At 69.6% G+C, this 16,804-nt stretch carries 17 protein-coding genes and 3 pseudogenes; 13 read left to right on the plus strand and 7 right to left on the minus strand.

What is annotated here, in order from left to right; genetic code table 11:
* Window positions 1-237 precede the first annotated feature (237 nt).
* The 5 genes from metK to K311_RS0108040 all read left to right on the plus strand — a co-directional run bounded on the left by metK (window position 238) and on the right by K311_RS0108040 (window position 4,412).
* On the plus strand, window positions 238-1,452 hold the full coding sequence (metK, locus tag K311_RS0108020) for a methionine adenosyltransferase (protein WP_026816873.1): 1,215 nt from the start codon (window positions 238-240) through the stop codon (window positions 1,450-1,452).
* 162 nt (window positions 1,453-1,614) lie between these two features.
* The gene (locus K311_RS16060; RefSeq protein ID WP_051239759.1) at window positions 1,615-2,301 is read left to right on the plus strand and encodes a CDP-alcohol phosphatidyltransferase family protein; all 687 of its coding nucleotides are present in this window, start codon (window positions 1,615-1,617) and stop codon (window positions 2,299-2,301) included.
* Entirely contained in the window at window positions 2,298-2,933 is a 636-nt protein-coding gene (locus K311_RS0108030) for a lysophospholipid acyltransferase family protein (protein ID WP_245570640.1), read from the plus strand. The genes K311_RS16060 and K311_RS0108030 overlap by 4 nt, the downstream gene beginning before the upstream one ends.
* A gap of 10 nt (window positions 2,934-2,943) precedes the next feature.
* Entirely contained in the window at window positions 2,944-3,375 is a 432-nt protein-coding gene (locus tag K311_RS0108035) for a hypothetical protein (protein ID WP_026816875.1), read from the plus strand.
* A 35-nt stretch (window positions 3,376-3,410) separates the two neighbouring features.
* Window positions 3,411-4,412 carry a phosphatidate cytidylyltransferase gene (locus tag K311_RS0108040; RefSeq protein ID WP_245570641.1) on the plus strand — a complete coding sequence of 334 codons (1,002 nt, stop codon included), beginning with the start codon at window positions 3,411-3,413 and terminating at the stop codon, window positions 4,410-4,412.
* Between the two features lie 8 nt (window positions 4,413-4,420).
* On the opposite strand, the gene K311_RS0108045 is transcribed toward K311_RS0108040, so the two are convergent.
* The 3 genes from K311_RS0108045 to K311_RS0108055 form a co-directional block, all read right to left on the minus strand.
* Window positions 4,421-4,984, minus strand: a complete 564-nt coding sequence (locus K311_RS0108045; RefSeq protein WP_026816877.1) for a hypothetical protein — start codon at window positions 4,982-4,984, stop codon at window positions 4,421-4,423.
* A 103-nt stretch (window positions 4,985-5,087) separates the two neighbouring features.
* Window positions 5,088-5,849: an ABC transporter permease gene (locus K311_RS0108050; protein WP_026816878.1), complete on the minus strand. Its 762-nt coding sequence runs from the start codon at window positions 5,847-5,849 to the stop codon at window positions 5,088-5,090.
* Window positions 5,846-6,760: an ATP-binding cassette domain-containing protein gene (locus K311_RS0108055; RefSeq protein ID WP_026816879.1), complete on the minus strand. Its 915-nt coding sequence runs from the start codon at window positions 6,758-6,760 to the stop codon at window positions 5,846-5,848. The genes K311_RS0108050 and K311_RS0108055 overlap by 4 nt, the downstream gene beginning before the upstream one ends.
* 150 nt (window positions 6,761-6,910) lie before the next feature.
* Between K311_RS0108055 and K311_RS0108065 the strand changes: the two genes are divergently transcribed.
* From K311_RS0108065 to K311_RS0108075, 3 genes are read left to right on the plus strand one after another with little or no spacing between them, the layout of a single operon-like run.
* Window positions 6,911-7,741, plus strand: coding sequence for a type IV toxin-antitoxin system AbiEi family antitoxin domain-containing protein (locus K311_RS0108065; protein ID WP_154659491.1), 831 nt, complete (start codon window positions 6,911-6,913; stop codon window positions 7,739-7,741).
* Complete coding sequence (locus tag K311_RS0108070; RefSeq protein WP_026816881.1) at window positions 7,725-8,660, plus strand: nucleotidyl transferase AbiEii/AbiGii toxin family protein; 936 nt, start codon at window positions 7,725-7,727, stop codon at window positions 8,658-8,660. The genes K311_RS0108065 and K311_RS0108070 overlap by 17 nt, the downstream gene beginning before the upstream one ends.
* Before the next feature lie 42 nt (window positions 8,661-8,702).
* Window positions 8,703-9,011 (plus strand): ADP-ribosylglycohydrolase family protein, encoded by a 309-nt coding sequence (locus tag K311_RS0108075; RefSeq protein WP_026816882.1) that lies wholly within the window; start codon window positions 8,703-8,705, stop codon window positions 9,009-9,011.
* A gap of 85 nt (window positions 9,012-9,096) precedes the next feature.
* Here the strand turns inward: K311_RS0108075 and K311_RS0108080 are convergent, their stop codons facing one another.
* Both K311_RS0108080 and K311_RS0108085 read right to left on the minus strand, forming a co-directional pair.
* Entirely contained in the window at window positions 9,097-9,510 is a 414-nt protein-coding gene (locus K311_RS0108080; RefSeq protein WP_026816883.1) for a hypothetical protein, read from the minus strand.
* The gene (locus K311_RS0108085) at window positions 9,497-10,111 is read right to left on the minus strand and encodes a nucleotidyltransferase domain-containing protein (RefSeq protein ID WP_051239760.1); all 615 of its coding nucleotides are present in this window, start codon (window positions 10,109-10,111) and stop codon (window positions 9,497-9,499) included. Before K311_RS0108085 ends, K311_RS0108080 begins: the two co-directional genes overlap by 14 nt.
* 134 nt (window positions 10,112-10,245) lie before the next feature.
* Here K311_RS0108085 and K311_RS0108090 point away from each other — a divergent pair, with 134 nt between their 5' ends.
* From K311_RS0108090 to K311_RS0108100, 3 genes are all read left to right on the plus strand, one after another.
* Window positions 10,246-10,722: a hypothetical protein gene (locus K311_RS0108090; RefSeq protein ID WP_026816885.1), complete on the plus strand. Its 477-nt coding sequence runs from the start codon at window positions 10,246-10,248 to the stop codon at window positions 10,720-10,722.
* A gap of 81 nt (window positions 10,723-10,803) precedes the next feature.
* Window positions 10,804-12,903 (plus strand): AAA family ATPase, encoded by a 2,100-nt coding sequence (locus tag K311_RS0108095; protein WP_026816886.1) that lies wholly within the window; start codon window positions 10,804-10,806, stop codon window positions 12,901-12,903.
* A 69-nt stretch (window positions 12,904-12,972) separates the two neighbouring features.
* Entirely contained in the window at window positions 12,973-13,917 is a 945-nt protein-coding gene (locus tag K311_RS0108100; RefSeq protein WP_245570642.1) for a helix-turn-helix transcriptional regulator, read from the plus strand.
* Here the strand turns inward: K311_RS0108100 and K311_RS18380 are convergent.
* Window positions 13,892-14,452 carry a DUF6642 family protein gene (locus tag K311_RS18380; protein ID WP_154659492.1) on the minus strand — a complete coding sequence of 187 codons (561 nt, stop codon included), beginning with the start codon at window positions 14,450-14,452 and terminating at the stop codon, window positions 13,892-13,894. The genes K311_RS0108100 and K311_RS18380 overlap by 26 nt on opposite strands.
* A gap of 198 nt (window positions 14,453-14,650) precedes the next feature.
* Window positions 14,651-14,852, minus strand: a pseudogene (locus K311_RS18125) (integrase core domain-containing protein); the annotation flags it as partial.
* A 111-nt stretch (window positions 14,853-14,963) separates the two neighbouring features.
* Here K311_RS18125 and istA point away from each other — a divergent pair.
* Window positions 14,964-15,955: pseudogene (gene istA, locus K311_RS16065) on the plus strand (IS21 family transposase).
* Window positions 15,952-16,727: pseudogene (gene istB / locus K311_RS18130) on the plus strand (IS21-like element helper ATPase IstB). Before istA ends, istB begins: the two co-directional pseudogenes overlap by 4 nt.
* The last annotated feature ends 77 nt before the right edge of the window (window positions 16,728-16,804 follow it).

The following is a 16,804-nucleotide window of genomic DNA, read 5'->3' on the forward strand; positions in this document are numbered from 1 at the left end:
TTTCCCGGAGTGGCGGGGAGGAAAGAGCATCGCGGCTGAGTTGGAGCATCGCGGCAGGAGCATCGCGGCTGAAGCCGCTCCTACAGGAGAGAGAGAAGGAGGCAGGGGGTCTTAACGCGGCGCTACCGCGTTCGCCGGCACACTCCCCCGAAACCAGATGCACCCACCGGGCCCGGGATGTATCATGCGCGCCCGCCCCACCTCATCCCTTCATCGCAATAGAAGGATATAACCTCGATGTCCAGCTACCTCTTCACCTCCGAGTCGGTCTCCGAAGGCCATCCGGACAAGCTCGCCGACCAGATCTCGGATGCCGTGCTCGACGCGATCCTCGCCCAGGACAAGCGCGCGCGCGTGGCCTGCGAGACGCTGGTGAAGACCGGCGCGGCGATCGTCGCCGGCGAGGTCACGACCTCGGCGTGGGTCGACATCGAAGCGCTGGCGCGCAAGGTCATCAACGGCATCGGCTACGACAACAGCCACGTCGGCTTCGACGGCCACACCTGCGCGATCATCAACATGCTCGGCAAGCAGTCGCCGGACATCAACCAGGGCGTCGACCGCAAGAAGCCCGAGGAACAGGGCGCCGGCGACCAGGGCCTGATGTTCGGCTACGCCTGCGACGAGGCCCCGGAATTCATGCCGGCGCCGATCTACTACTCGCACCGCCTGGTCGAGCAGCAGGCCAAGGTTCGCAAGAGCGGCAAGCTCAAGTGGCTGCGCCCGGACGCGAAGTCGCAGGTCACCCTGCGCTACGCCGAGGACGGCAACAGCATCCTCGGCCTCGACGCCGTGGTGCTGTCGACCCAGCACGACCCCGAGGTCAAGCAGAAGGACCTCGTCGAGGCCGTGCGCGAGCAGATCCTGAAGCCGGTGCTGCCGAAGAAGTGGTTCGAGTCGCTGCCGAAGAACAAGGTGCACATCAACCCGACCGGCAAGTTCGTGATCGGCGGCCCGGTCGGCGACTGCGGCCTGACCGGCCGCAAGATCATCGTCGACACCTACGGCGGCATGGCCCGCCACGGTGGCGGCGCGTTCTCCGGCAAGGATCCGTCGAAGGTCGACCGTTCGGCCGCCTACGCCGCGCGCTACGTCGCCAAGAACATCGTCGCCGCGGGCCTGGCGCGCCGCTGCGAGGTGCAGGTCTCGTACGCCATCGGCGTCGCCGACCCGACCTCGATCTCGGTGACCACCTTCGGCACCGGTGCGATCCCGGACGCGCAGATCGAGAAGCTGATCCGCGCCCACTTCGACCTGCGTCCGTACGGCATCACGAAGATGCTCGACCTCGAGCACCCGATCTACCAGGCCACCGCCGCCTATGGTCACTTCGGCCGCAAGCCGAAGGAGATCAGCTACACCGGCGCCGACGGCAAGAAGACCACGGCCACCGCCTTCTCCTGGGAAAAGACCGACCGCGCCGAGGCCCTGAAGAAAGCCGCCAAGAAATAACCCCTCCCCCACCCCGTAGGAGCGCCTTCAGGCGCGATCCCCAAAGGTAGGAGCGCCTTCAGGCGCGATAGACGGGCCGCGAAAGCGGCCCGTCTTCTTTCCAGCCCCCCACCACCGCCGCGGAGCAGCCCCGCCGCCCCCCGAATCTGGCATCGTTCCGCCATGCCCGAAGCCGCCGGAAAGAACCGCCGCCCGCTCGCCAGCCGCGACACCGGCTGGGCGCGCCGCATGGCCGCCGCCCTGGTGCGCGCCAAGGCCAGCCCGGACCTGATCTCCTTCGCCAGCGTGCCGGTGGCCCTGGTCGGCGCCGGCGCCCTGCTCGCGCTCGAGGCCCCCTGGGGCCCACTGCTCTGCGCGGTGATGGTGCAGCTGCGGCTGCTGTGCAACCTGCTCGACGGTATGGTCGCGGTCGAGGGCGGCCGCGGCGGCCCGACCGGCGCGCTGTGGAACGAACTGCCCGACCGCGTCGCCGACAGCGTGCTGGTCATCGCGCTCGGCTACGCCGCGGGTTCGCCGGCACTGGGCTGGGCCGGCGCGCTGTTCGCGGCGCTGACCGCCTACGTACGCGCGACCGGCGGCGCCCTCGGTTTCGAGCAGGACTTCTCCGGCATGTTCGCGAAGCCGCGGCGGATGTTCGTGCTGACCGTCGCCTGCCTCATCGCCAGCTTCCAGCCCTTCTGGCGCGACAGCGTGTTCGCGCTCGACGCCGGCGCCTGGATCATCGCCGTCGGTTCGCTGCTGACCTGCATCGGCCGCACGCAGCGGCTGGCCGCGAAGCTGCGCGCGCGCGCCGACGGCGCGGAAGCGACGGCCGCCACGGAGGCGCCGGCACGGGACATGGCGCCGTGAGCCTCGCCGGTCGCCTGGTCGGTACGCCGCTGGTGCTGGGCCTGCGCGGCCTCGTCGGCGCCTCGCCGCGCTGGCTCGGCTGCGCACCGGCGGCGAGCACACGCATCTACTTCGCCAACCACACCTCGCACCTGGACACCCTGGCGCTGTGGTCGGCCCTGCCCGGCTGGCTGCGGCGCACGACGCGGCCGGTCGCGGCGCGCGATTACTGGGGCAAGCCGGGGCTGCGGAAATGGTTCGGCGCCAGCGTGTTCAACGCGCTGCTGATCGACCGCGAACGCAGCGATCCCGCCGCCGACCCGCTGGCGCCGCTCGCCGAGGCGTTGGCCGGCGGGCAGTCGCTGATCCTGTTCCCCGAAGGCACCCGCGGGCGCGAGCGCGAGCCGGCGCCGTTCAAGTCGGGCCTGTTCCACCTGGCGACGCGCTTCCCGCAGGTCGAACTGGTGCCGGTGTATCTCGAGAACCTCTACCGCTCGATGCCCAAGGGCGCGCACATCCCGGTGCCGCTGACCTGCGCGGTGCGCTTCGGGGCACCGCTGCAGCGCATCGACGGCGAGGACAAGGCGGCCTTCCTGCAGCGCGCCCGCGCCGCGGTGGTCGCGCTGATGAATGCCGGACCGGCGGCGGGCTGAGGAGACGACGATGGGACTGTTCGGATTCGGCGATAAACCCGGCGCGCGCTTCGATCTCGCGGCGATCGGCGAGCAGTGGCGGACGCGCGCACTGTCGGCCGACCGCACCGCCTCGGTGTCGATCCGGGTGATCGACGACGACTTCGACCGCGGGCCGTTCCCGTTCGTGGCGCTGATCCAGCCGCTGGCGGTCGTGCTGCCCGACCAGTTCGACCGCTGGACCGCCGCGACCCATTTCGCGCTCGAACGCGACGGCGATGCGCTGCTGGTGCTCGTGCATCGCGAGCCGCGCCTGATCACCTGGTATGCGCACGCGGCGACGAAGGGGCAGCTCGAGCGCTGCCTGAAGGCGCTGAAGAAGACCAACCCGGTGCGCTGGGGCATCCACCACGACCGCGAGTGGGCCGACTACGACCGCGCCCGCCTGCACGGAGCCGAATAACGGTGTCAGAGACAGTTATTCCCCTGTTTGCTTCGGTGCCCGGCCTCCCTGCGGGAATAGCTGTCTCCGACACCGTTATTCTGTTCGCCGGCGTCGTCGGGCTGCTCGTGCTCGCCTCGCTGATCGGCGGCGTGCTCGCCTGGCGCGCGCGCGGCGCGCCGAACCCGACCGTCAGCAACCTCAACCAGCGCATCGTCGCGTGGTGGTGGATGGTGGCGGTGCTCGGCATCTGCTTCTGGCTCGGCGCCGGCGCGACGGTGCTGCTGTTCGCCTTCGCCTCGCTGATCGCGCTGCGCGAGTTCGTCACTTTGACGCCGACGCGCTGGAGCGACCACTGGGCGCTCGTCGCCGCCTTCTACGTCGTGCTGCCGGTGCAGTACTGGCTGATCTGGAGCGACTGGTACGGGCTGTTCGCGATCTTCATCCCGGTCTACGCGATGCTCGCGCTGCCGGTGCTCGCGGCCTTCCAGGGCGATACCGACCAGTTCCTCGAGCGCACCACCAAGATCCAGTGGGGCGTGCTGATCTGCGTCTACTTCATCAGCTACGCGCCGGCGCTGCTGCTGATCGACCTCGCCGCGCCCGGCGCCGCGACGCCCGGCCACGGCAGCGAGCGCAACCTGATGCTGCTGTTCTACCTGCTGCTCGTCGTGCAGATCAGCGACGTGCTGCAGTACGTCTGCGGCAAGCTGTTCGGGCGCACGAAGCTGGCGCCGAAGGTGAGCCCGAGCAAGACCGTCGAAGGCCTGGTCGGCGGCGGGCTGCTGGCGATCGGCGTCGGCACCGCGCTGCACGGCTTCACCCCGTTCACGCCGCTGCAGGCAGCCGGGATGAGCGCGGTGATCGTGCTCGCCGGCTTCCTCGGCGGGCTGGCGCTGAGCGCGGTGAAACGCAGCCTCGGCGCCAAGGACTGGGGGCAGATGATCGAGGGCCACGGCGGCATGCTCGACCGCCTCGACTCCGTGTGCTTCGCGGCGCCGGTGTTCTTCCACCTCTGCCGCTACTTCTTCTCCGCCCCCGCCGCGGCCGGCCTGTAGGAGCGCCTTCAGGCGCGAAGCCTTTGCCGGGAAACGAGAATCCGCCGCATCGCGAACCAGAACAGGAACGCGGCGACGACGCCGGCGGCCACGCCCCACCACACCTCCGGCATGCCCAGCCGCCGCGACGCGAGCAGCTCGATCGCGCCGTCGCGGGCGCGGTAGCGCACGACGTGGGTCTCGAGGCCGCGCTTGCGTTCGAGCTCCACGATCGGCGCGTCCGCATCGCCGCCGATCCGCCGCCAGAACAGGCGGCCGCCGCCGGGCGCGGCGACATTGCCGCTGGCCGGCACCACCGGCGTCAGCGACGGCCAGCGTTCGAGCGCGGCGGACAGTTCGGCCGCATCGAGCGCGACCGCGGCGCGCGGATCCTCGCGGGCGACGACGGGGACGTGCAGCGGCGTCGCGTGCAGTGCATCGCCGGCGGCGAGGTCACGCGCGCGCAGATGCGACAGCGCGTGCGCGACCAGCAGCATCGACGCGGTGCCGACCACCGGCGCGAAGTAGGGCGAGGCGGCGAGGCGCAGGGGCCAGCGCGGCGGGTGGCGCGGTCTCGGGCTGGCGGCGGGCATGGGTGGACTGTCGAATGCGCGGGGACGGATGTCGAGGGGAACGTTCGCCCCCGTCCGCGACCCGCGCGGAGCCGCGTCGACGAAGTGCCCCTGACCGCAGGCGTCACGCGGCGTCGCGACGGGCGAGGTGGACGATGGCGAGGACCGCGAGGGCGAGGCCGAGCACGAGCCCGACGGTCACCGCGCGCACCGGATCGGCGTTTTCGGGGCTGGCGAGGGCCTGGATCGGCATCGTCCACGGATAGCGCGGCGCCCAGTCGGACGACTGCACGATCAGGAAGCCGCCGACGGTCGCGCTCATGCCGGCCGCGACCGCGATGGTGAAGCTGCGGAAACGCAGCGCGATCCAGCCCTGCAGCGCGAGCATCGGCAGTGAGGCGACGAATCCGATGGCGCCGGTCTTCGCCAGGTAGGCCCACGGCGGCGCGCCGGCCAGGCCGAACACCGGCTTGGCCACCATCAGCACGCCGCCGCCGAGCGCCGTCAGCAGCACCAGCAGCGCGAACGCCGCCGCGGTCATCGCCACCAGCACGAGCCACTTCGCGGCGTAATGCGCCGGGCGCGGCAGCGGCAGCGCGAGCAGGTGCTTCCACTGCTGGTTGCCGTGCTCGAGCCCGGCGAGCAGCGCCGACTGCAGCGTCACGAACAGCGGCAGCATCAGCACGATCCACAGCCCGTAGACGTTCGCGCCGAAGGCCTGCCACACCTGTTCGCCGCTCATCGGCGACGGTTTCAGCTCGCGCGCGACCAGCTGCAGCACCATCATCCCGGCGACCACCGCCGGCGCGATCGCGCACATCCACAGCGCCAGCGTGCGGCGCAGCTTCAGCGCCTCCGCCGACAGCGCGCGTGCGAGCGCGCTCACGCCGCCACCGCCTGCGCGGGTTCGCCGGTGAGGTCGAAGAACAGCGACTCCAGCGAGCGCGCCTCCAGCGCCAGGTGCGACACCGCGAGGCCGGCGCCGACCAGGCGCGTGTTGATCGCTTCCGCCGGCCGGTCGCCGAGCGGCACGACCAGCGCGTCGCCGTCGCGCTCCACCGTCTCGCCGAAGCCTGCCAGCAGCGCCGCCGCCCGCACCGGATCGTCGACGACGATGCGCAGCCGCGGCCGCGACCGCGCCCGCAGCGCGGCGATGTCGCCCTCGAAACGCAGCCGGCCGCCGTGCAGCACGCCGACATGCGTCGCGGTCTGCTCGACCTCGGCCAGCAGATGGCTCGACACGAAGACGGTGACGCCCTCGCCCGCCAGCCCGCGCAGCAGCGCGCGCAGGTCGACGATGCCGGCCGGGTCGAGCCCGTTCGACGGCTCGTCGAGGACCAGCAACCGCGGCTCGCCCAGCAGCGCCAGCGCGATCGCCAGTCGCTGCCGCATGCCGAGCGAGTAGTCGCGCACGCGGCGGTCGGCGGCGTCGGCCAGCCCGGTGCGCGCCAGCACCGCGGCGACGCGCGCGCGCGGCACGTCGAGCAGCCGGCGCGTGACCTCGAGGTTCTCGCGGCCGGTCAGGTGCGGATACAGCGACGGCGATTCGACCAGCGCGCCGACGTGCCGCAGCGGCGCGCGGTGCGCCCGCGTCAGCCGTTCGCCGAAGAGCTCGACGGTGCCGGCGTCGGGCCGCAGCAGGTCGAGCAGCAGCCGCACCGTCGTCGTCTTGCCGGCCCCGTTCGGGCCGAGGAAGCCGTAGATCGCGCCTTCCGGCACGCACAGCGCGAGGTCGTGGACGCCGAAGCCGCCGGCGAAGCGCAGGCTCAGGGCGTGGGTGGCGATGGCGCGGGTCATGGGGGGACTTTGCCCGCGCCGGCATGCAGCCGGGTGGTGCTGGAGGTCACGAAAGGCGTCGCGGCCTCAGTCCGGGTCCGCGACCCGTGCGATGGCGCGCCGCGCCCACTCCCAGCCCACGCGTTCCGGGAAATCCTGCGTGAGGTGAACTTGCACCAGTTCATCCACAAGCCTATTCTCCTCACCATGCGCGAGGAAAAGGCTGCCTCTCTCAAACGCCTTCTGGCGGACTTCCCGCCAGGCGCCCTCCTGCCCACGCGCTGGCTGACCTCCAACGGGTACGCGGACAACCGGCTGCCGCGCTATGTCGCCGGAGGGTGGCTGGCGCGGGCCGGCTACGGGCTCTATCGCCGCACCGGCGCCGAAGCGGACTGGACCGACGCCGTCCACGCACTGCAGAAACTACTCGCCCTGCCGCTGCACGTCGGCGGGCTCTCCGCGCTCGATTGGGGCGGCTTCGCGCACTACCTGCGCCCGGGTCCGAAGACGATCCACCTGTACGGTCCGGCGAAGCCACCCCGCTGGGCGGCGACCGCCATTCCCGGCTACCCGCTGCAGTGGCATTCCGACCGCCTGTTCGCCTTCCCGCCCGGCAGCGGCGACACCGCGCGGGCCCTGGTCGAACTGAGACCGGACGGCGCGCGGCACGTATTGCGCTTCGCCAGCGAGGAGCGCGCCTTCCTTGAACTGCTGGACGAGGTCCCGCAGCGCGCGAGCGCGCACGAAGCCGACGCGATCCTCGCCGGCCTGGTGCGGCTGCGCCCGGCCCGCGTGCAGGCGCTGCTGACCTGTTGCACGAGCTTCAAGGTCAAGCGCCTCTTCCTGGCGCTGGCGCACCGGCACGGGCATCCGTGGCTGAAGCATCTCGATCTGGACGCGGTGGATCTCGGGCGCGGCAAGCGCTCGCTGCAGCCGGGCGGCCGGTTCGACGCGCGCTTCCAGATCAGCCTGCCGGCGGACCTCGATGGCAAGCTTCGATAACGCCTACGCGCGACAGCTCGCGCTGCTCGTCGACGTGCTGCCGATCGTCGCCCGCGAGCGCGACTTCGCGCTCAAGGGCGGCACCGCGATCAACCTGTTCTTCCGCGACTTGCCCCGGCTGTCGGTGGACATCGATCTCGCCTGGCTGCCGCTCGCGGAGCGTGAACCCTCGCTCGCGGGTATCGCCGCCGGATTGGTCCGGATTCGCGCGGCATTGCGCGCGGAGCTGGGATGCCGGGTGCGGGACAGGCAGACAAAAGAGGGCGACCCGGTCGGGTTGCTCATCGAGCGGGAGCGCACTGCGATCAAGATCGACGTGACGCCGGTACTTCGTGGCACGGTGTTCGCTCCGGAGCTGCGTCGGCTGCAGCCGGCCGCGGAAGACCGGTTCGGCCTGATCGAGGTGCAGACACTGGGATTCGCCGACCTGTTCGCCGGCAAAATGGTCGCGGCTCTGGATCGCCAGCATCCGCGCGACCTGTTCGACATCATCCACCTGTTCGCCAACGAAGGCCTGACCGACGAACTGTGGGCGGCCTTCCTCGTCTACCTGGTGGCGGCGACCCGCCCGGCGGCGGAACTGCTCGACCCGCATCGTCTCCCGCTCGACGCCGCTTTCGTCGACGAGTTCGCGGGCATGACCGAAGAGGCGGTCGATGTCGCGGCACTGACGGAGGCGCGCGAGACCCTGGTGGCCGCCATCCATGCCCGGCTCGACGCGAACGCATGTGCTTTCCTGCTTTCGGTCGAAACCGAAACGCCGGAGTGGCATCGTCTCGCGGTGCCGGCGCATGTCCCCGACCTGCCGGCGATCCGCTGGAAGATGTTCAACCTGGGGCGACGCGGCGCCGCGAAACGAGCGGCCGACCATCGGCAACTGGTCGATATGCTCTCGCGGATCCGACAGGCCCTGGTGTAGTTCGACTGCACTCGACAACCGCCGCTCGCGAGTCGTGCAGCTGTGGATGCTGCGGATGCTGGTGCGCTGCACGCCGGCAACGCCGACGACGCGCGCGGCACCGGCTTCGTCATCGACACCCTGTGGTCGGCGATCCACGCCGTCGAGTCGACCGACGGCTACGAGGCCTGCGTGCGGCGGGCGATCGGGTTTGGGCACGACACCGACACGACCGCGTGCGTGGCGGGCGGGATCGCGGGGATGCGGTATGGGGTGCAGGGGATTCCGGGGAGGTGGCGGGAGGGGTTGCGGGGGCGGGAGATGGTCGAGCCGCTGCGGGAACGCCTGCTCGCGCGATATACGGAACGCTGAAGCCGCCGCGGGCTTCGCCCCGCCGGGCGACGCGCCTTGCGCGGGGGCGGCGCCCGGCGAGGCGGGCCCGGTCGCGATGCCTGCGTCAGTCCAGCGCGGCGACGGCGTCACGCAGCCGGCGCGTCGCTTCCAGCAGGTCGACAAGGAACTGGTCGTCGGGATCGATATGCCCCTCGTACTCGGCAAGGTTCCGTCGGTCGTGCGCCGCCGAGAGAATGCGCCAGATTTCAGGTGGCGAAGCGGCCGTGCGCGGCAGCAACTGGAACACCAGATAGCGATGGTCGGAACGGTAGCCTGTCCGGCGCAGCGCATACAACGCGATCGCGTGCGCCGCGTTGCAGGCGAGATCGAACCGGCTGTCGAAGCTGAGGGTCTCGTTCGCGGCGTCGGCCAATCGCGCGTCGGCCGAGCCAAGCAGGCCGGCCTGCTCGCGTGCGGTCGGCGGCTCGCGCTTGAGCTGGCCGTTGCGCACCAGGTTCTCGAGTTCAGCCGAGGTCATCGTCCGAGCCGATCACGAACAGCCTGGGCTGGTCCGCGATGCGGGAGATGAAGTTGTCGGCCTCGTGGCGTCGGTGTTGCCATTCGTCGGGCTTCATCACCTTGGGGTTGACCGGCCGCGCGAGCACGCTTTCGACGCCGGTCAGTGCAGCGTACAGATCGGCGTAGGACACGCCGTCGGAAATCACCATCAGGTCGACGTCGCTTCCGGCGCGCTCGCCGCCCTTCGCGATCGATCCGAATACGAAAGCCGCACGAATGCGGTCGTCGAGCGGCGCGAGTGCCGCCCGCAGTGGCTGCGCGAGGCCGACCGTCTTCGTGATCAATCCGACCAGCTCCGGATAGATCGGTGACTTCTCGTTCGCGCGATAGAACTTCTGGTTGCCGACCCGCTCTACGGCGACGAGCCCGGCACCTTCGAGGCGCATCAGCAGGCGGTGCGCGGCGCCCGTACCTGCGCCTGCGAGGCGGATAAGTTCCGCGCTCTGGAAACGGCGATCGGGCTGGCCGAACACCAGGCCGAGGACGCGCTGCTGGACCGGGGTGAACAGGACGTCCGCGGTGGACAAAGGCGCGGCGTCCGAAGGCACTGGCGTTCCCATATCGGGAATCCTCGTTCCGATTATGGGAACGATCGTACCCGCCGAGGGAACGCGCTGCACCTGCGGCAGCTTCCCGCCTGAGCCGCCGGCCGGCGCGGGATACTGCGGCGAGTCATCGTCAGCGGAGACTTCCTATGCCTTGCTTCAGCAGTGTGCCGGACGAGAACTGGATCGCGGCGCGGGTACGTGCGCTGTACGCCGAACCCTTTCGCACGATGCTCCTCGCGACGATCACCGCGTTGGAGAACCAAGGATTGGTGCCGGCCCCCGTCCTGATGCGGTGGCAATCCGATGCGTCAGCAGCGCAAGCATCGCCACTGCGCGAGCGCGAGGAAATCGACTGGCTCGTCTCGCAGCCCCGTTATCAACGCGGCTACAGCAACGGCAACCTCGCCGCGACGCTGCTTTGCGCATCGCTCTGGCGATTGCTGGAGGCAGGCGGAGCGGTGCCTTCCGTCTGCAGTTCCTGGTGGGACGCGCACCTCGAGCGGGACCGCTTGCTCAATGACGACGAGGAGCCGAAACCCGCCCGCCTGCCGGACGACATCGAAGTGATGTACAGCAGGGAGAAGCAGCTCTTCGAGGAAATCTGGCTGAAACCGAACGGATGACCCCGTTGGTGCCGGAGTCGCCATACGACACATGACGTCCTGACGGTCCGGACACTCGTCTCCACCCACCGGAGACGACCCATGCGCCACCGCCACCGCAGCACCCTCACCACCCGCCTCTCGCCGCTCGTGCGGCTGTGGATGCTGCGGATGCTGGTGCCGCTCGGCGCCCATCGCGCCTTTCTCCGCGACGGCATCGAGGACGAGGCCGTGGCCCTTTCGCTTGGCCTGCTCGAGGCGGGCGAGCGCGAGATCGCGGCCGGCTACGACGACGAGGACGCCGGCTCGCCGCCGAAGCACGTCCTGCTCGCCCGCCTGCGCCGCGCGCACGCCGCCGCCGAGGATGCGGCGGCGCGCGGCAAGGTGCAGCCGCCGGCGACCCTGGCGAAGAACCTGGCGCGGCTGGCGGGGCTGCTGGAACTGGACGACGACGACCGCGCGGTGCTCGGCTTCACCGTGATGCTGCACGAGGAGCCGCTGCTCGAAACGGTCTCGGAGTGGCTGGCGCTGCTGAACACCACGCAGCTGCTGCGGGTGCTGTCGGGGGTGCTGGACATTCCGCAGCGGCGGCTCGCGGCCACCCTCGGCCGCAAAGGCCTGCTCGCCCGTGCCGGGCTCGTGACCCTGGACCGCGGCGGCTACAGCACGCTGCGGCACAAGCTCGACCTGCTGTCGCCGGCCTTCGCCGACCACGTGCTCCGGACGCCGGCCGAACCGCTGGACCTGTTGCGCGGCACCGTCGGCAGTGCGCCGGCGCCGGAACTGGGCTTCGCCGATTACGAACACCTGCAGGACGACCTCGCGGTGCTGCGCCCCTACCTGCGCCATGCGCTCGCCACCGGCCGCACCGGCGTCAACGTGTTCCTGCACGGGCCGCCGGGCACCGGCAAGACCCAGCTGGCGCGGCTGCTGGCGCATGACCTGGGCGCGCCACTGTTCGAGGTGAGCACCGAGGACGACGACGGCGATCCGATCGGCGGCGACAAGCGCCTGCGCGCGTTCAGCTGCGCCCAGACCCTGCTGTCGAAGCGACGCGCGCTGCTGCTGTTCGACGAGGTCGAGGACGTGTTCGCCGAAAGTGGCGAGCGGCGCAGCGCGGCGCAAGCGCGCAAGGGCTGGATGAACCGCACGCTCGAGGGCGGCACCGTGCCGACCCTGTGGCTGGCGAACACGCTGGCCGGTGTCGACCGCGCCTTCCTGCGCCGCTTCGACCTGGTCCTGGAACTGCCGATTCCGCCGCAGCGGCAGCGCCGACGCATCGCCGAACACGCCTGCGGCGACCTCGCGGGCGAAACGAGCCTGGCGCGCCTCGCCGCCGCAGAGGCCCTGTCGCCGGCGACTCTGGTGCGCGCGGCCTCGGTGGTACGCGCGGTGGCCGGCGAACTTCCGGATCCGGACGCCGCCCTGCAGCGGGTGGTCGGTCGCGCCCTCGAAGCGATCGACGCGCAGTTGCCGGACGCCGACCCGCTGCTGGCGCCGGGCGCCTACGACCTGGCCTTCCTCAACACGGAAGTCGACATGGCGGCGCTGGCGCAGGGCCTGGAACGCCGGCGTGCCGGCCGCCTCTGCCTGTACGGCCCGCCGGGCACCGGCAAGACCGCGTTCGCGCGCTGGCTGGCCGACCGCCTCGGCATGCCGCTGCACGTCAAGCGCGGCTCCGACCTGCTGGGATGTTTCGTAGGCGAAACCGAGAAGGCCATCGCCGCCGCCTTCCGCGAGGCGGAGGCCGAGGGCGCCCTGCTGCTGATCGACGAGGTCGACGGCTTCCTGCGCGACCGCCGCGGCGCGCACCGCTCCTGGGAGGTGACGCTGGTGAACGAGATGCTGACCCGGATGGAGCGCTTCCCCGGCCTGTTCATCGCCTCCACCAACCTGGTCGACGGGCTGGACCAGGCGGCGCTGCGCCGCTTCGACGCCAAGCTGCACTTCGACTTCCTGCGCCCCGACCAGACCGTCGTCATGCTGCGCCGGCATTGTGCCGCGCTGGAACTGGCGCCGCCGCGGCCCGCCGACGAGGCAGCGGCCGCGCGGATGGACGCGCTGACCCCGGGAGACTTCGCGGCGGTGCTGCGGCATCATCGGATCGCTCCGCTCGCGGACGCCGCCGACCTGGTCGCGCGGCTGCAGGCCGACTGCGGATTGAAGGAGCAGGGGAAACGGCGGATCGGCTTCGTGCACTGAAGCCGGCACAGGGGCGCCCGGGGGACCATGCGAGGCAAGCGGGAAGGAACGCAGGAAACGGCGCGGCTCGTGCTCGAGCTGCTCAAGCGCATCCCGCGGACGGGCTGGACGAGCGCGCCCGAGCTGCGGAAACATCTCGAGGCCGCCGGCATGAAGCGCGACGTGCGCTCGATCCAGCGCACCCTCGACCAGCTGCAGGATCTGCTCCAGCTGGAGCGCGACACCCGCAGCCGGCCCCACGGCTACCGCTTCAAGCGCGATGCCGACTTCTTCGCCGCGCCCAAGCTAGGCGCGCAGGAATCCCTGCTGCTGCACCTGGCCTGGCGGCAGCTGCATCCGCTGCTGCCGCCGTCGCTGAAGGACTCGCTGTCCGCATTGTTCGAGCAGGCGCGCATCAACCTGGGCGCGAAGCCCGGTTCGCGCGAACGCGAGTGGCTCAGCAAGGTGCGCGTCGTAAGCCGCGCCCAGCACCTGCTGCCGCCGCCGGTCGACCCGGAGGTGTTCGAAGCGGTCTGCCATGCGCTCTACGACAACAAACTGCTCGAGGTCGACTACCGCAACGCCGTCGGCGAGCAGTGGCAGGCGCAGGTGATGCCGCTCGGTCTGGTCCAGCTCGAGCCGGCGCTTTACCTGGTCTGCCGGTTCGACGGCCACGATGACGAACGCCTCCTCGCACTGCACCGGATGCGCGTGGCACGCCCTACCACGCTTGGCTTCCAGCGGCCGGCCGGATTCGATCTCGATCGCTGCCACGACGAGGGCCTGTTCGCCTTCGGCCGCGGACGGATGGTTCGGCTTTCCTTCACCATCGACAAGGAGGCCGGGGCGCATCTGCTGGAGATGCGACTGTCGGACGATCAGACGGTCAAAGATCTTGGGGATTCGTACCGGATCGCGGCGACGGTGGTAGATACCTGGGTACTGCAGTGGTGGTTGCATGGGTTCGGCAAGCGAATAACGTCCGTCATTCGCCGGCCGATCAGCAAAGTCATCGACGAGTCCGATAGTCCATGACGAACCCGTAGTTCTGGACGAGCCCTGCGCAATTTTTCTGCAGCCACTCTTCTGCGCGGGCCGGGCGGTCGTGGTAAAGCAGCCGAGTCAGAACCATTAGGTCGAAGGCGCTTCCCTCCACGAAATCAGGGCTTTTGGTGTAGCCACTCACCGATCGCGCCTTTGAGACTACTCGGAGTTCCGCCAACTCTTCTTTAGTCACCTTAAGAGTTTGACAGCACGAGAGCAGGATGTGGCGACCTTCGCATTTCCCGGAAAGCAGGTCGGCCAATTCATTCAGCGACACGACGTCCCTGCCTAGCTCAATTTTACCCTTGGTTCCGTGGAAGGTGAGAAAGCCGATGTCGTAGTGCGTCGTCTCCAACCACCTACCCAAGTACCATATAAATGCGTCGGCACTGGCCGCCCGACGGTATATCGCAGGACGCAGATCGTCCCCAGCAGTTAGAAACTCCACGAGTGGGCGCACAGAATCTTGGTGACTGAAACTCTTGGACCACTCGCCCTCGATGCAAAACACGCCCTTCTTTGCCATGTTTCAACCCCCCAGATTCGTCGTGCCGTTATCGGTCGTCTGCCTGCCGGAGCGTATCAAGGCGTTCTTCCGGCGCCAATTCCTTCAATGTCTTTCCCTATCGAGCCACTGCGTCCCTTCTTCATCGCCGCCGAGATTAAGGGTTCTATCGGGGCGACAACTATCCTGTTGACCTGCCCCCGTTCTTAGGGCCAGTCCTTACTTCGTAGAGTCCTGGATTGCGAGCTTACCGCCCGCGGGTTTGTTGACAAGGATGCCGTCCTGTCGCAGCGCGGCAGAGAACTCGGCAGGTGTGCGATTCCCGATTGCGCTGTGTGGCCGCTCCTCGTTGTAATCCCGGCGCCAAGCCGAGATCGAAGCTTTTGGCATGGTCGATCGAAGTGAACCAGGTTTCGTTGAGGTGTTAGCGCCGATGGAAAACTGACCCACCCCGCCGATCGAAAACTGACCCACTCCGGGCGAGGATGGCGGCCTTCTGGAGGCCGCCTGGATGTTGACCTAGGAGGAAGCGGTGGAGATCAAGGTTCTGGCCCGGCAGGGCAAGGGTGTGCGGGAGATCGCAAGGGAGCTGGGGCTGTCGCGCAACACGGTGCGGCGCTACCTGCGCGGGGCGGAGTCGCGTTATCCCGAACGGGCGAAGGGCACGACGAAGCTGTCGCCGCATGAGGACTACGTGCGCTCGCGTCTGGCGGCCGCCAGCCCGGACGTCATTCCTGCGACGGTGCTGTTGCGTGAGCTCGCCAAGCGCGGTTACGACGGCGGCATCAGCCAGTTGAAGGCGTTCATGGCGCCGCTGCGGCGCGGGCCCGCGGAGCCGGTGCTCCGCTTCGAGACGGCACCGGGCGAACAGATGCAGGCGGACTTCACGACGATCCGGCGCGGACGCGACCGGCTCGTGGCCTTCGTCGCGACGCTCGGCTTCAGCCGCTCGACGTTCGTGCGCTTCGGCGACGACGAAAGCTATCCGGCCTGGGAGGCGGGGCTGGTCGGCGCCTTCGACAACTTCGGCGGCGTGCCGCGGAACGTGCTGTTCGACAACGCCAAGCCGGTCCTGCTGGAGCGTGACGTGTACGGCCCGGGACGGCACCGCTGGAACCCGCAGATGGTGCAGCTGGCGGAACGCTGGGCTTTCGTTCCGCGGGTCTGCCGGCCGTACCGGGCACGCACCAAGGGCAAGGTCGAACGCTTCAACGGCTACCTGAAAGGCAGCTTCGTGGTACCGCTGTCGGCGACGCTGCGTAGTGGCGGCCTGGTGCTCGACATCCAGACCGCCAATCGCGAGGTCCGTCGCTGGCTCGACGACGTCGCGAACGAACGGATCCACGCCGGAACCCGCGAACGTCCGCGCGATCGGCTGCTGCTCGAGCGGCAACACCTGCAGCCGCTGCCGGTGTTGAAGCCGGACCCGCAAGCGGCCGCCCCTTGCCCGATCGCGTACCGCCATTCGTGTCGCTGCAGCACCCGCTGTCGGTGTACGGCGAGCTGCTGGGAGCCCACGCATGAACCTGCACCACGAGCGGGTGCAGGCGCTGTGCGAGCAACTGCGACTGCCGGCGATCGCGAGCCAGTGGCCGGCCTTGGCGCAGCGGGCCGTCGCGACGGAAACGAGTTACGGCGAGTTCCTGGAACAGGTCCTGCAGGCCGAGGCGGCCGCGCGTGTCGAGCGCACACGCCAGACCCTGCAGAAGCTGGCGACACTGCCGGCGCCGAAGACGGTGGAAGCGTTCGACTTCGGTTCGCGGCGGGCGTCTCCAAGCCGCAGATCACCGAACTGGCATCGCTGGCGTTCATCGAACGGGCCGAGAACGTCGTGCTGCTCGGCCCGTCGGGTGTAGGCAAGACGCACCTGGCCATCGCCCTGGCGATGCGCGCGATCCAGGCCGGCATCAAGGTCCGCTTCCTGTCTGCCGCGGATCTGATGCTGCAACTGGCATCGGCGCACGGACAGGGCCGTCTGCGCGATTACTTCAACCGCGCCGTGATCGGTCCGCGGCTACTGGTGATCGACGAACTGGGCTACTTGCCGTTCGGGCGCGAGCAGGCCAGCCTGTTCTTCAACGTCGTCGCCAAACGCTACGAGCGCGGAAGCATGATCCTGACCAGCAACCTGCCGTTCCCGCAGTGGGCAACCGCGCTGGCGGACGACGCGACGCTGACGGCCGCACTGCTGGACCGCCTTCTGCACCACGCCCACATCGTGCAGATCACCGGCGACAGCTATCGGCTCAAGGACAAGCGCAAGGCGGGGACGGTGCGAGCGGCAAACGGAGCATGAGCGCCGGGGTGGGTCAGATTTGAATCGGTGGCAGCGGGGCTAAGTGGGTCAGATTTGGATCGGCGTTGACACCGGTC

This window comes from Arenimonas composti TR7-09 = DSM 18010, from assembly GCF_000426365.1.
Taxonomy (GTDB): Bacteria; Pseudomonadota; Gammaproteobacteria; order Xanthomonadales; family Xanthomonadaceae; genus Arenimonas; species Arenimonas composti.

Bases quoted from the DNA above. Each gene is read 5' to 3' on its own strand.
- metK (WP_026816873.1), top strand. From the start codon at position 238: ATGTCCAGCTACCTCTTCACCTCCGAGTCGGTCTCCGAAGGCCATCCG.
- K311_RS16060 (WP_051239759.1), top strand. From the start codon at position 1,615: ATGCCCGAAGCCGCCGGAAAGAACCGCCGCCCGCTCGCCAGCCGCGAC.
- K311_RS0108035 (WP_026816875.1), top strand. From the start codon at position 2,944: ATGGGACTGTTCGGATTCGGCGATAAACCCGGCGCGCGCTTCGATCTC.
- K311_RS0108045 (WP_026816877.1), bottom strand. From the start codon at position 4,984: ATGCCCGCCGCCAGCCCGAGACCGCGCCACCCGCCGCGCTGGCCCCTG.
- K311_RS0108055 (WP_026816879.1), bottom strand. From the start codon at position 6,760: ATGACCCGCGCCATCGCCACCCACGCCCTGAGCCTGCGCTTCGCCGGC.
- K311_RS0108070 (WP_026816881.1), top strand. From the start codon at position 7,725: ATGGCAAGCTTCGATAACGCCTACGCGCGACAGCTCGCGCTGCTCGTC.
- K311_RS0108080 (WP_026816883.1), bottom strand. From the start codon at position 9,510: ATGACCTCGGCTGAACTCGAGAACCTGGTGCGCAACGGCCAGCTCAAG.
- K311_RS0108085 (WP_051239760.1), bottom strand. From the start codon at position 10,111: ATGGGAACGCCAGTGCCTTCGGACGCCGCGCCTTTGTCCACCGCGGAC.
- K311_RS0108090 (WP_026816885.1), top strand. From the start codon at position 10,246: ATGCCTTGCTTCAGCAGTGTGCCGGACGAGAACTGGATCGCGGCGCGG.
- K311_RS0108095 (WP_026816886.1), top strand. From the start codon at position 10,804: ATGCGCCACCGCCACCGCAGCACCCTCACCACCCGCCTCTCGCCGCTC.
- K311_RS18380 (WP_154659492.1), bottom strand. From the start codon at position 14,452: ATGGCAAAGAAGGGCGTGTTTTGCATCGAGGGCGAGTGGTCCAAGAGT.